Raw genomic sequence first — 13,243 nt, 5'->3', positions numbered from 1 at the left:
TTGTATTGGTGCACTACCCAGTCTTGGCGAACCGGAGGGGCAGCGCCATCCTGCCGTGGCAGGAGAGCGGCTCGTTCCTTGGTAGGAGACGACAGGGAGATTCACCATGCCTACCTTGATGGTCGCCGATGACCATCCGCTGTTCCGCGAGGCCATTGCAGCCGTGATCGATGCGGGGCTTCCCGGCAGCCGAATGCTGGAAACCGACAGCCTGGAAAGCACCCTGCACCAGGCCGAGCGGCATGCCGAAGAGCTGGATCTGCTGCTGCTCGACCTGGGGCTCCCCGATGCCGACGGGCTGGCGGGGCTCGCCCGCCTGCGGCAGGCTCTGCCGCGTCTGCCGGTGGCCATCGTCTCGGCCGAGCAGGATCGCCGCGTGGTACTCGAAGCCATCGATCTGGGCGCGGTGGGCTACATCCCCAAGTCCACGCCGCGCGAGGCCCTGCTGGCCGCCTTGCAGCGCATTCTGGAAGGCCAGGTCTACCTGCCGCCGGACATCATGCGCCGCCCCCGGGAGGCCGCCACACCGACACCGAGCTCCACGCCGGATGCGACGCTGAATGCCCGCCTCGGCCGTCTCACCGACAAGCAGCTCGAAGTGCTCGAACGCATGACCCGCGGCGAATCCAACAAGCGCATCGCCCTGGCCCTGGACATCGCCGAAACCACCGTGAAGACGCACGTATCCGCCATCCTGCGCAAGCTGGAGGTGGCGAGCCGCGTACAGGCCATTCTGGTGGCCGGCGAGATCGACCTGGCCGAGCAGATCGCTGCCCGCCGTCAGCGCTGAGTGAGCAGGCTGGTCAGCAGCATGCGCAAACGCAGCGGCTTGACCGGCTTGAGCAGGCAATCGTAGCCGCGCCGCCGCGCCTCGGCCGTGACCCCGGCATCGTGATTGGCGGTCACCACCACCACAGCCAGGTGAGACTGGCGGCGCTGCAATTCGGCGGCAACGGCCAGGCCGTCGCCCGTGGCCGAACCGAGATGGTAGTCGACCAGCAACACATCCGCCGGTGCTGCACCGCCCTCCGCCTCGAGTTCGGAAAGCGAGCGAGCGGTGACCACGCGGCACCCCCACCCCTCGAGCAGCGCCCGCATGCCGTCGCCTACGTCTGGGTCATCGTCGATCACCCAGATGCGCGCACCGGCCAAGGCGTGAGACGCCGGGCCGCCCTCGTCGGCCTGGCGGCGAGCCGTCAGTGCCGCGGGCGAGCCGTAGGGCACCCGCACCGAGAAGCAGGCACCGTGCCCCGGCCGTGAGGCCAGCGCCAGCGGATGGCCGAGCATGCCGCTGATGCGATCGACGATGGCCAGCCCCAGCCCCAGGCCGCGATCCTGTTCTCGGCGCGGACCGACACGCCGAAACTCCTGGAAGATCGCTTCGCGCTGGGCCGGCTCGATGCCGGGGCCGGTGTCGCCCACCACGATCTCCAGCCCGTCGGGACGGCGCCGACAACCGAGCAGCACCCGCCCCCGTTCGGTATAGCGGATGGAATTGCTGAGAAAATTGCGCACCACCCGGGCCAGCAGCGCCAGATCCGACTCGACCACCACGCTGCTGGCCACGTAGTGCAATGCGAGCCCGCGCGCCGCCGCCATCTGCCGGTACTCTTCGGCCAGCGCATCCAGCAGCTCGCCCACCCGAAAGGTGGCCACGTCGGGCGCGAGCACGCCGGCATCGAGCCGGGAGATATCCACCAGGGTACCGAGCAGCGCTTCGACATCCTTGAGCGAACGACCGATCTGACCGACCAAGCGCCGTGACGACTCGGGCAAGCGCTGATCGTCGAGCGCGCTGGCGAACAGGCGTGCCGCATTGAGCGGTTGCAGCAAGTCATGGCTCACCGCCGCGAGGAACTTGGTCTTGGACAGGTTGGCCGCCTCCGCTTCGGACTTGGCCCGATGCAGCGCATCCAGAGTATGCTGCAGCTGTTCGGTGCGCTCGCGCACCTGCTCGGCCAGCAGCACGGAGTGCTCGAAGGCAGCGTAGGGCGCACCACCGCCCATGCCGCCGGCCTCGACCCGTTCCATCAGCGCCTGGCAGATGCGCCGCAGACGGGCGTTCTCCTCACGCAGCGCATTTTCGCGAGCCGTTGGATCGGCAGGCCATTCAGTCTCGCGGGCGAGATCCAATGGCGACGCCGGTGAAGGTCTGGTTGACGTGTCGGCCATGGTGCTGCTCCCCGTAGGTATTGAAGCCGATGACGCCCTCACGGCCCAGCAGCCGTGAGGCCTGAGCCACTTGGCCGAGGGACTCCAGTTCGAGCCGACGCAGAAAGCAGTCGCAGCCGATGATCAGCGCCGGCTCGCCGAGCCGCTCGTGCAGCCCGGCCAGCACGTCGCGCAGGTCGTCGAGCAGCGGTTCCGGCTGCATGGCGGTGAGCACGATGCCGTTCTCCACCGCGCAGTAGAAGCTCAGGCTGCCATCGGCATTGACGCACTGAATGGAGCGCACGTAGTGCGCTTCGCCGAGGCGCACGGCCAGGGGGTGGCGAGCGAACACGGCCGGCGTCAGCTCCGCCACCGGCAACCCCACCAGGCGGGCATACTCTTCGGCGGCGGGGGAGGCATTGAGTTCCAAAACACGGCGGCGGTCGCGATCGACTCGGGTCACCACCAGCTTGGTGTCGCGCGGACGCAGATGGTGGGTGGTGAACACCTCGAAGGGCAGACGCGTCTCGACCATCACCACCACGGCGGCCTCGCTGTGAAAGCGTCCGCCACTGTAGACGTGAGTGTGAGCCAGGCGGTTGTCGTCGCCGGCGCTGCCGCCGAAGCTGGGAATCGCCCCCAGGGCCGCATCCAGGGTGGCCAGCACCTGCTCCTCGCTGCTGGAAAGACCATCGAGCAGGGTCAGAACGAAACGGTCGCCGCCTTCGCCATCCTGCGCGACACGCCGGCAGGCGGCCAGCAGCTCGCCGGTGAGACGCTGGGCCTGCAACAGATCGAAGCCTTCCAGGTCGTCGATCAGCGCCTGAGCGACGGCGAAGGCACGCCGGTCGAACCCGATGGCCACTACGCAGCCACGGCAGTAGCCGGCCGGAGTGATTTCTCCGGCGGTGGTGCAGCCCGAGACCGTGACGCCGACGAAAGCCCCTTCCAAGGCCTCGCCCAGCTCGGCCAGCGGATACTCGGCACTGCAGAAGAAGAGTACGAACCCCAGATCGGCGTGATACAAGGACCGCGCCAGCTCGGCAGCGGCGCCTTCCGGCTCCCGACAATGGCTGCTGGCCGTGCGCAGAGGCTGCTGCCGCACGGATGTCGCTTCGATCTCATCGACGACGGACGATGGCATGGCGCTTTCCGATGGCTGCATGATCACTGGCAGTGTAGGCGCCCCGATATGGCAGCCACAACGCGGCTTTGGGGCAAGTCATGGCGATGGCGAGCGGGCCCGGCGAGCCGCAAGCCAACGCTCCAGGGCATCGAGCGCCATGGGCAGGGCCGCTTCGAGCTCACGCACACGCTGCAAGGCGCGGTCATGCTGCCCCGCCCGAGCACTCGCTTCCAGACGTCGCGCACACGCCGACAGGCGTTGTACGCCGAGACTTGCCGACTCGCCCTTGAGGCGATGCGCCACATCGCCCAATGCCGCCATGTCACCCATGGCTGCGGCGTCATGCAGGGTCGCACCGTGACGCTGCAGCTCGCGGCAGTGGGTGACGATCAACGAAGCCAACTGCGCTTCGCCCAGCGCCTCTCCCAGCGCTTCCAGAACGGATACGTCGAGCTCCAACTCGCTTGCCGCAACGCTCGGAGTCGGTTCGGCATCGGCACTCGGCGTCGTGGTAACCGGCAAATTGCGTACCAGACAAGCCTCCAACTCCCGGCGAACGAGCGGTTTTCCCAGATAGTCGGTCATTCCGGCAGCCAGACAACTCGCTGCATCGGCCCCAGGCCCGCCCGCCGTCATTGCCACGATGGGAACCTCGGCGCGCCAACCGCCGGCCCCACGCAGGCGCTGGGTGACGGCCAGGCCATCCATTCCCGGCATCTGTACGTCCATGAAGATCACCGCGAAACGCTGTTCGTCGGTCAACGCCAGTGCCTCGGGGCCGCTTTCGGCCAGCGTTACCTGGCAACTGAGATGCTCGAGCAGCGCTAGGGCGACCTGCTGATTGATGGGATTGTCCTCGACCACCAGCACCTGCCCCGCAAAGACCGGCGATGCCGTGCCGACCACGGCTGTGCTGCGAGGGAGAGCGGCAGCTTCCAGCGGCAGACGAACCCAGAAACGACTGCCCTCCCCGGGACGGCTATCGACGCCGATTTCGCCACCCATGGCCGCCACCAGGCGACGGCAGATCGCCAACCCCAGCCCCGTCCCCCCATAGCGGCGCGCGGTAGAGGCATCCCCCTGCCGGAAGGGTTCGAAGAGACGCTCCTGCTGGCCGGATGCAATGCCCGGACCGGTATCGCTCACCGCCAGGCTCAGTTGCCCATCCGCTGCCACTCCCGCCTCGACGCGAACTTCTCCCTGCTCGGTGAACTTGATGGCATTGGCCAGCAGGTTGAGAATCACTTGGCGAAGCCGGGCTGAATCGCCCATGACGGCCGGTGGCAGCTCCCGGCCCAGGCGAGTGACCAGGACGATGCCCTTGGTTTCGGCGCGCGGCGCGAAAAGCTGGCGCGACTCCTCGATCAGGGCTGGCAAATCCACCGCTTGATACTCCAGCTCCAACCGTCCCGACTCGATCTTGGAGAAGTCGAGTATGTCGTTGATCATCTCCAGCAGGCGTTGTCCGCTGGCACGCAGCGTCTGCGCATATTCGTTGGCACGTTCGCTCAGCGGCTGTTCCAGCAGCAGCTCGCTCATGCCGATGACACCGTTGAGCGGTGTGCGGATCTCGTGGCTGACCGTGGCCAGGAACTCGGACTTGGCGCGACTGGCCGACTCGGCGCTGCGCGCGGTGGCCTGAAGTTCGCGGCTGAGCGACTCCAGGGAATGCCGGGCCGTGGCGTTGTCGCGCGCCTCACGGATCAGGAAAGCCACGACCAGCAGGCCGGCCAGGCTCATGGCCAGGATCAGAGCCAACAGCAGGGCATAGAGCCCTTGCAACACCTCCCGGTCGCGGGTCGCCTGCTCGGCCAAGTGGCCATTGATGGCGATGATCAACTGCTCGGTCATGCCCCCCAGCGGTTCGAGGCGCTCGGCGAGCTCGCGCCGCTCAATGCCGCTCAGGCTACCCATGGCATCCAGCTCGGTCTCCACGCTGTCCAGCGCCTCGACGAGCTCCGACAACAGGCGGTGCGCCGACGAAATCCGCTCGATGAGCGCCGTAGCGTCGCCACGCTGCAACAGGTTGACACGACTGTAGATGAGTTCGAAATGCAGACGCAACGCGTCGAGATTGCGCGCCGCACCATCGGCGTGGGCCAGATCGCTGCGCAGCTCCACGATGTCGCGGTCCAGCTTGTAAGCATGCCAGACCGTATCCCCACCGACACTCTGGTGCAGGCCCTCCTGGCGCCACGCCGCCAGCCCCACCACCACCAGGGCGGCGGTAAAAAACAGCAGCACCGCGATGGCGCCGGCCTTGAGTCGCAACGGATGACGCAACATGGCTCGCCTGGGCCCTGACGTCAGTACGATTCACGGCACATGGATGCTCTCCACGTGCCACACCGAGCGAAAGCGGATGCTTTCGGTGAGCAGCTCCGGATACTCGTCGAAAGGATACAGCACCTGCAGAGGCCCGAAATCTCGCACGGCGATGGGGGAGCCGTTGCGCTCCAAGGCGAGAATGACATCGTAGTCATGGAAATCCGCCACGGGAATTTCCGCCTCGTAGTCATTCAGCGCCCGTACACGGACATGATCGGCCCGTGCCCCAGCCGCCGCCAACACGGCGCGCAGCAGGGGACCTTCGAACCGGAACGTCCCCTGTGCCCAGGGAATTCGCGTCTCGATCACCCGCGAGGGCAATTGCATCAACTGCTCGCGATCGAGGTGCAGCTCATCCTCGACGTTGGGGTGAGCGATATCGCCTTCCACGCGCAGAAGAACATCGCCTTCGGGGGGCGGCAGGGCGGCCGCGATGGCCACGGCAGGCAAGAGGGCATACAGCAATACCGGCCCCACGAGTCGTCGCAAGCGCTGAGGAAACTCTCGAAACATGGCGGCAATTCCGGTGGCTAACGGAGTCTGCCGCCAAGGGTACGCGATCGGCCGGAAAAGGTCAGGCAGGGTCTTTCTTGGTAAGCGCCCTGCCCGACACCAACGACATCAGACAGTCGCATTGTCCACGGGTTCGCAGCGCACCAGATCCTCATAGGCATGCCAGCTGGCATGCCCCAGCACCGGCAGGATGAGCGCCAGCCCGATGTAAAAGGTCAACACACCCACCAGTACGCACCCGGTGAGAATCGCCGCCCACAGCAGCATGGGCCGGAAATTGCGCGCCACGGCGCGCACGCTGGCCTCGATACCTTCCATGAAGGTGAGATCCTGATCCATCAGGGTCGGGATGGCCACCACGCTGATCGCGAAGGCACCGAAGGCCAGTACGGCACCCACGGCACTGCCGACGGCGATCATGCCCAGCCCTTCGGGAGACGTGAGCAAGGCGGCGTAGAGATTGGTCGGGTCGGGCGCCTCGAAGCCGAAGAAGAGCGCAAACAACAGTGTGGCAACACGAATCCACGCCAGGAAGAAGATCATCATCATCACGCCCATCATCGCCAGCTGGCCCGCATGGGGCCGCCAAGCGTTGAAGGCATCGCCCAGATGAGGGGCACGGTTGGCCTCCAGCGCACGACTGATGCCGTAGGAGCCCACCGCCACCAGAGGCCCCACGAACATGAAGCCGGCGACCATGGGCAGCAACCAATGCCATAGGCCGAGAGTGATGGCGCCGACGGTGACCGCTATGCTCAACCCGACCCAGAACATGCCATAGGCCAGGCTCACCGCCGTGGCCTGCCGGAAATCCTCGAAGCCGGCCGCCAGCCAGGCGCGTGGCCTGTCCATGCCGATCGGGTTGATGGTGATCCGCACGGTAGGAACCGCAGACTGGCGAGAGGAGCGTGTCGTTGCGTTCATTGGCATACCCCGTATTTCGTCTTGGGAGGGGACGAAGGAGAGCGTCATTCCCGCCAGGCGGCCGGACAACGTCTTGTTCTCTTCATGCATTACTACTGTAGTTGACCTGGAGCAAGTCTGCCGACAGGCAGCGTGGATATGACGGCGCCCGCACCAACGGTAGGCGCGGGCGTCGCAACGGGTGGCCAGCCCTGACCGGCACGGGGCATCAGCGCACGATCATCACCGATATCTTGGAATGGTGCACCACATGCTCAGCATTGGGGCCGAGCACGTAGTCGGCGAACTTGCGCTTGTTGTGAGACGCCATGACGATCAGGTCGGCATCGATCTTCTTGGCGACCTTGATGATCGACTCCCAGGGCGAGCCATCGACGATCACGCTCTGCACCTGGACGTCTTCCGGCACGTGCTCGGCAATGAACTGATGCTGCGCCTCGGAAACCGCCTCGTGCGCCTTCTTGGCAAAACCGCTAGGAAAGTAGGAGCCCACCAGCGGCATGCGAAAATCCGGCAGCACAGTCACCACGTGCAGCGAAGCACCGAAGGTACGGCACAGCGTAACCGCGGTGGGCAGCGCCTTGTGCCAGGAGCTCTCTTCGTTGAGATCCACCGGCAATACGATCTTGTGGTACATGGTCATCGCCTCCGTCATGCCGCTTCGGCCATCGAGCCCGGTGTCTCACGGCGGCGTCGCTGCAGCATCACCACCAGGCCGAATATGAGAAAGCCCGGAATCCACATCAGCTCCTTCGGCCAGCGATCCACCGGCGCCATCACGGAGAGAATCTGCTGATCGAAAAAGACCGACCCGAGCCCGATCTGCTCGGCCTGGCTGCCGAACGTCACGTTGTCGACGTAAGTATTGCCGTCTTCGGTACGCAGCTCGAGGCCGAGACTCTCCATGCGCTCGCCGGCCGAATCGCCATCGGGCACCGGTATCAGCAGGAACTGGGTGAAGGTTTCACCGAAGTCGTCCTCATCGAGAATCTCCACGCGCAGGTTGCTGCCCTCGTCCACCTGTCCCAGGGCCTGGGCGAATTCGCTGGGCGGTACCGACCGATAGGGGTCGTGGACGATATCCATCCAGAAACCGGGGCGGAACAGCGTGAAAGCCACCAGCAACAGCAAGAGCGACTCGTACCAGCGACTGCGCGTCAGCATGAACCCCTGACTGCCGGCCGCGAAGATCAACATGGCGATGGTCGCCACCACGAAAATCAACAGCCCCTGCAGCAAGCTCACGTCGATCAGCAGCAGGTCGGTGTTGAAGATGAAGAGAAAAGGCAGTGCCGCCGTGCGGAGGCTGTAGTAGAAGGCCTGGAAGCCGGTGCGCAGCGGATCGCCGCCGGACACGGCCGCTGCAGCGAAGGACGCCAGCCCCACCGGCGGCGTGACGTCGGCCATGATGCCGAAGTAGAAGACGAACAGATGTACGGCAATGAGCGGCACGATCAGTCCATTCTGCTGCCCCAGGGTGACGATCACCGGGGCCATCAGCGCCGAAACCACGATGTAGTTGGCAGTGGTCGGCAAACCCATGCCGAGGATCAGGCTGAGCACCGCAGTGAGCAGCAGAATCAGCATCAGATTGCCCATCGAGAGCACTTCCACCAGATCGGCGAGCACCAGACCCACGCCGGTCTGGGAAACCGCCCCCACCACGATGCCCGCTGTGGCAGTGGCGATACCGATGCCGATCATGTTGCGAGCCCCGGTCACCAGGCCGTTCCACAGATCGAGGAAGCCCTCCTTGACGTCCTCGGCCAACCGGCTTCGACCGCGAAACAGCGCCGTGATCGGCCGCTGGGTCATCATGATGAAGATCATGAACATCGTCGCCCAGAAGGCCGAGAGCCCCGGTGAGAGACGCTCGACCATCAGGCACCACACCAGCACGATCACCGGCAGGATGTAGTGCAGGCCGACCATCACGGTGGGACGGGTCTGCGGTAGCTTGACGACCGGCGATGACGGATCGTCGAGTTCCAGTACCGGGTAGTGCGACCCCACCTTGAGCAGCCCCACGTAAACGACCGCCAGAACCACGGCCACCACCCAGGGTGTGGCGTCGCCGAGCAGCGGCTTGAGCCAGCCCAGCCCGTAGTAGACGCCGAGTGCCAGCCCCATCAGCAGCAGTAGTCCACCCAGGAAACCGATCACCTTGTTGAGCAGCGGCCGCGCCGGGTTGCTCGATTCGAGGCCCTGCAGGTTGGCCTTGAGCGCCTCGAGGTGAACGATATAGATCAGAGCGATATAGGAGATCAGTGCCGGCAGGAAAGCATGCTTGATCACCTCCACGTAGGAAATGCCCACGTACTCCACCATCAGGAAGGCAGCCGCCCCCATGACCGGTGGCATGATCTGTCCGTTCACGGACGATGCCACCTCCACGGCGCCGGCCTTCTCGGAAGAAAAGCCGACGCGCTTCATCATCGGAATGGTGAAGGTACCGGTGGTCACGGTGTTGGCGATGGACGAGCCGGAAATCAGCCCGGTCATGCCTGACGCCACCACGGCGGCCTTGGCCGGCCCACCCTTGTAGTGGCCGAGCAGCGAGAAAGCGACCTTGATGAAGTAGTTGCCGGCACCCGCCTTATCGAGCAGGGCCCCAAAAAGTACGAACAGAAACACGAAACTGGTCGAAACCCCCAGGGCAATGCCGAAGACCCCCTGAGTGGTCAACCACTGATGGTTGATCAGACCATAGGGGCTCACCCCGCCATGGGCGAGAAACCCGGGCATCCAACGACCGAACAGACTGTAGGCGAGAAAAACCGAGGCGACGATCATCAGCGGCGGCCCCAGTGCTCGCCGCGTTGCTTCGAGCAGTACCAATATCCCCGTCACGCCGACGATCACATCCTGAGTGATGGGTGCCCCCGGGCGCTGAGAAAGCTGATCGTAGAAAATGAACATATAAGCGGCGCAGAAGGCACCCACTGCCGCCAGCACCCAATCCTGGAGGGGGATGTGGTTGCGTGGCGAACGCTTCAGCGCTGGGTAGGCCATGAAGGCCAGGAAGATGGCAAAGGCCAGGTGAATCGAGCGTGCCTGGGTGGCATTGAAGACACCGAACCCTACCATGTAGGGCAACGGCGACGAGATCCACAACTGAAAAAGCGACCAAACCGCTGCAATGCTCACCAGTAGCTTGCCGGGAACCCCGGCAGGCTTGCGAGCCCCACTATCGCTCGAGGCGACCATATCCTCCAGATCGGTCTCATGGCCGCGGAAAACCTCTTTGTCATCCGTCATCGGTTGTAATCCTGCACTCTCGTTGGGACGACCGCTTCCGACTGCCTCTCAGCCTCGGCAACCTTACCTGTCGCATTCCCTACCAAGCAGATGCGCGGACCCTCCAGAAGGGTCCGCGCATCCAACTCAACAGGGGCAAGGACCGTCAGCGACCTTGCACTGACATCACTCGATCCAGCCCTGCTCACGATAGTAGCGAGCCGCACCGTCATGCAGTGGTGCCGTCAGGCCACCGGAGATCATGTCCTCGGGCTCGAGGTTCTCGAAGGCTGGGTGCAGACGCTTGTAGCGATCGAAGTTATCGAATACCGCCTTGACGGTCTGATAGACGACCTCGTCGTCGATGCCAGCATGGGTCACGAACGTTGCCGCCACCCCGAAGGTTTCGACGTCTTCGTCGTTACCACGGTAAAGACCGCCGGGTATCACCGACTTGGTATAGTAGGGATAGGTCTCGATCAGCTCGTCGATTTCGGGCCCGGTCACCGGGATGAGGTTGGCTTCGACGGTGGTGGTGGCCTCCTGGATGGAGCCATTGGGGTGACCCACCACGTAGACCATGGCGTCGACGTTGTTGTCGGCCAAGGCTGCCGCCTGTTCGGCCGCGTCGAGCTCCGAAGCCAGGGCGAAGGTGTCCTCATCCCAGCCCATGGCCTCCATCACCACTTCCATGGTGTTGCGCTGGCCAGACCCCGGGTTGCCGATATTCACGCGCTTGCCCGGAAAATCGGTGAAGTGCTCGATGCCGGAATCGGCACGCGCCACCACGGTCAGCGGCTCTCCGTGCATGGTGAACACGGCGCGCATGTCTTCCCAGGCACCGTCGTCCTCGAAGTTGGCTTCGCCATGGTAAGCACGGTACTGCACGTCGGACTGCACGACGCCCATGTCCAGATCACCGCTCTTCATGCCGTTGACGTTGGCCACGGAGCCACCGGTCGAGGGTGCATTACAGCGAATGTTGTGATCGTCGCTGCCGCGATTGACCATGCGGCAGACCGACTGGCCGACGACGTAATAGACGCCGGTCTGGCCACCGGTACCGATGGTGATGAAGTTCTCTTCCTGGGCGACGGCCGGGGCCGAGACCATGGCAGCTCCCAGCAGAGCGCCGGAGAAAGCGGCCGCAGTGAATGCGTGGCGTTTCATGAACACACCTCTTGTATCGTTGGGCAATCAAACATTGCACGAGTCGACGATGGAAACCCGCTTCAGCCGAGTGCTTGCTGGCAACGGCTTCCACCGCTCCTGACTACTTTAGCGAAAAAAACGCCTGCTTGATGAGGGATTTTTCAACACCCCTGATTCTAGCCGCGCCAAACGTTTAGTGTGCGTTAATTTTAGGCCGCCTTCGGCGCGTCGCTGAGAGATTTCGCCTCACAACGCAAGCGGGCTTCCCGCTACCCCACAACGGAAAGCCCGCCAATGCCGTGCCATCGCTATCGGCTCACGATGCCTTCATGATCAGCGCCTGCTTCGCGTCCTTCATGGCGGCGAACTCGGCCTCGTAGAAGAACTCGCTCTCGCCCAGCGCCGGCTCCAGATGGTTGAGCCAGGTGGCTTGCTCATCGTACTTGGCGAAGAACGGCCGCTGCACCCAGTCGTTGTCGCGCCCCTGGATGAAACGCAGCACGAAGACCTTCTCGCCCTGGATCTCGGTGACCCCCTGGATCTCCACCTTGCCGGGATCGGCGGACATGGAGGGTCCACGAGCCGTCCGCGCCAGGCCCGGCACCGTCTTGATCGCCTCGCGGTAGATCTCCCAGGCCCGCACCAGCGGCACTTCGAAGTAGTGGCGGGCGCCGGTATCGCGCTCGACGAACAGGTAATACGGGATCATCCCCAGGCGCACCTGAGTGGTCCACATCTTCGCCCACTGGTCGGCATCGTCGTTGATGTGGCGGAGCAAAGGCGCCTGGGTGCGGATCTCGGCCCCGGTGGCACGGATGCGGCGGATCGCCTCGCGGCAGATGGGGGTATCCATCTCCTTCCAGTGGTTGAAGTGCGCCATGAAGGCCACGTGCTTGCCGGCCGCGGTCAGCTCGCGGAACAGCGCGAGGATATCCTCGGCATCCGGGTCGGTGACGAAGCGGTAGGGCCAGAAGGTCAGGCTCTTGGTGCCGATGCGGATGTCCTGGACATGGTCCAGCTCTGGCGCCATCAGCCCCTCCAGGTACTGACGCAGATGCTTGGCCTTCATCACCATGGGGTCGCCGCCGGTCATCAGCAAGTCCGTGACCTCGGTGTGCTCGGCGAGATAGCGGTGCAGGGAGTCGGCCTCGCTAGAGGCGAACTTCAGCTCCTTGTCGCCGACGAACTGCGCCCAGCGGAAGCAGAAGGTGCAGTAGCTGTGACACACTTGGCCCTGGCTGGGGAAAAAGAGCACCGTCTCGCGATACTTGTGCTGCATGCCGGACAGCGGCTCGCCATCGAGCAACGGCAGGTTGAGGTCCATCTGCCCAGCCGGATGAGGATTGAGCTCGGAGCGAATGCGCTCGATCACCGGCTTCATCTCGGCCGCGGACGCCTCGCGGCGCATCATGTCAGCGACCGTGTCGAAGTGCTCGGGGCGCAGCATGCCACGCTGCGGAAAGGTGAGCTGGAAGACCGGATCCTCGGGGATGTTGTCCCAATCGATCAGCTCGTCGATCACGTATTCGTTGACGCGAAACGGCAGCACCTGGCTGACCACCCGCATGTCGAAGCGCAGGTCTTCGGGCAGGTTCTGGATCGCCTCGATCTTGTCGAGCTGGCGATGGGTATAGACCTTGAACTGACGGGCCTCGAAGGCCTCGGCGTGCGGGTCGCCAAGATCGATGTTCACACGCTGGTTCATGCCACCTCCTAGCTACTGACACGGCATGCCGCGAGTGCCGACAGCATGACGACACCCACGACCGAGTCGCCGGATCAGCACTCGATAAGCCGTGGTCTTTTCGGGGG

At 64.3% G+C, this 13,243-nt stretch carries 10 protein-coding genes; 1 reads left to right on the top strand and 9 read right to left on the bottom strand.

What is annotated here, in order from left to right; all coding sequences use genetic code 11:
- Positions 1–106: 106 nt before the first annotated feature.
- Positions 107–790, top strand: a complete 684-nt coding sequence (locus tag GFD32_RS00725) for a response regulator transcription factor (RefSeq protein WP_163574312.1) — start codon at positions 107–109, stop codon at positions 788–790.
- Here GFD32_RS00725 and GFD32_RS00720 read toward each other — a convergent pair.
- From GFD32_RS00720 to GFD32_RS00680, 9 genes are all read right to left on the bottom strand, one after another.
- Positions 781–2,172: an ATP-binding response regulator gene (locus GFD32_RS00720; RefSeq protein WP_163574310.1), complete on the bottom strand. Its 1,392-nt coding sequence runs from the start codon at positions 2,170–2,172 to the stop codon at positions 781–783. The genes GFD32_RS00725 and GFD32_RS00720 overlap by 10 nt on opposite strands.
- The gene (gene nosP / locus GFD32_RS00715) at positions 2,111–3,295 is read right to left on the bottom strand and encodes a nitric oxide-sensing protein NosP (protein ID WP_163574308.1); all 1,185 of its coding nucleotides are present in this window, start codon (positions 3,293–3,295) and stop codon (positions 2,111–2,113) included. The genes GFD32_RS00720 and nosP overlap by 62 nt, the downstream gene beginning before the upstream one ends.
- A 78-nt stretch (positions 3,296–3,373) precedes the next feature.
- Positions 3,374–5,563 carry an ATP-binding protein gene (locus tag GFD32_RS00710; RefSeq protein ID WP_163574306.1) on the bottom strand — a complete coding sequence of 730 codons (2,190 nt, stop codon included), beginning with the start codon at positions 5,561–5,563 and terminating at the stop codon, positions 3,374–3,376.
- Positions 5,564–5,593: 30 nt separating this feature from the next.
- The gene (locus GFD32_RS00705; protein ID WP_163574304.1) at positions 5,594–6,118 is read right to left on the bottom strand and encodes a molybdopterin-dependent oxidoreductase; all 525 of its coding nucleotides are present in this window, start codon (positions 6,116–6,118) and stop codon (positions 5,594–5,596) included.
- Positions 6,119–6,226: 108 nt separating this feature from the next.
- On the bottom strand, positions 6,227–7,042 hold the full coding sequence (locus tag GFD32_RS00700) for a DUF2189 domain-containing protein (RefSeq protein WP_163574302.1): 816 nt from the start codon (positions 7,040–7,042) through the stop codon (positions 6,227–6,229).
- A 208-nt stretch (positions 7,043–7,250) separates the two neighbouring features.
- Positions 7,251–7,679: a universal stress protein gene (locus GFD32_RS00695; RefSeq protein ID WP_163574300.1), complete on the bottom strand. Its 429-nt coding sequence runs from the start codon at positions 7,677–7,679 to the stop codon at positions 7,251–7,253.
- Positions 7,680–7,693: 14 nt separating this feature from the next.
- Positions 7,694–10,300 (bottom strand): TRAP transporter permease, encoded by a 2,607-nt coding sequence (locus tag GFD32_RS00690; protein WP_163574298.1) that lies wholly within the window; start codon positions 10,298–10,300, stop codon positions 7,694–7,696.
- 165 nt (positions 10,301–10,465) lie between these two features.
- Positions 10,466–11,449 carry a TAXI family TRAP transporter solute-binding subunit gene (locus GFD32_RS00685; RefSeq protein WP_163574296.1) on the bottom strand — a complete coding sequence of 328 codons (984 nt, stop codon included), beginning with the start codon at positions 11,447–11,449 and terminating at the stop codon, positions 10,466–10,468.
- Between the two features lie 298 nt (positions 11,450–11,747).
- Positions 11,748–13,136, bottom strand: coding sequence for a KamA family radical SAM protein (locus GFD32_RS00680; protein ID WP_163574294.1), 1,389 nt, complete (start codon positions 13,134–13,136; stop codon positions 11,748–11,750).
- Between the last annotated feature and the right edge of the window lie 107 nt (positions 13,137–13,243).

Source organism: Halomonas faecis (genome assembly GCF_010993975.1).
Lineage (GTDB): Bacteria > Pseudomonadota > Gammaproteobacteria > Pseudomonadales > Halomonadaceae > Halomonas > Halomonas faecis.
The sequence above is the reverse complement of the archived record's forward strand: the minus strand, read 5'-3'. Positions and strand labels throughout refer to the sequence as shown.

Bases quoted from the DNA above. Each gene is read 5' to 3' on its own strand.
- GFD32_RS00720 (WP_163574310.1), bottom strand. From the start codon at position 2,172: ATGGCCGACACGTCAACCAGACCTTCACCGGCGTCGCCATTGGATCTC.
- GFD32_RS00690 (WP_163574298.1), bottom strand. From the start codon at position 10,300: ATGACGGATGACAAAGAGGTTTTCCGCGGCCATGAGACCGATCTGGAG.
- GFD32_RS00685 (WP_163574296.1), bottom strand. From the start codon at position 11,449: ATGAAACGCCACGCATTCACTGCGGCCGCTTTCTCCGGCGCTCTGCTG.
- nosP (WP_163574308.1), bottom strand. From the start codon at position 3,295: ATGCCATCGTCCGTCGTCGATGAGATCGAAGCGACATCCGTGCGGCAG.
- GFD32_RS00680 (WP_163574294.1), bottom strand. From the start codon at position 13,136: ATGAACCAGCGTGTGAACATCGATCTTGGCGACCCGCACGCCGAGGCC.
- GFD32_RS00695 (WP_163574300.1), bottom strand. From the start codon at position 7,679: ATGTACCACAAGATCGTATTGCCGGTGGATCTCAACGAAGAGAGCTCC.
- GFD32_RS00725 (WP_163574312.1), top strand. From the start codon at position 107: ATGCCTACCTTGATGGTCGCCGATGACCATCCGCTGTTCCGCGAGGCC.
- GFD32_RS00705 (WP_163574304.1), bottom strand. From the start codon at position 6,118: ATGTTTCGAGAGTTTCCTCAGCGCTTGCGACGACTCGTGGGGCCGGTA.
- GFD32_RS00710 (WP_163574306.1), bottom strand. From the start codon at position 5,563: ATGTTGCGTCATCCGTTGCGACTCAAGGCCGGCGCCATCGCGGTGCTG.
- GFD32_RS00700 (WP_163574302.1), bottom strand. From the start codon at position 7,042: ATGAACGCAACGACACGCTCCTCTCGCCAGTCTGCGGTTCCTACCGTG.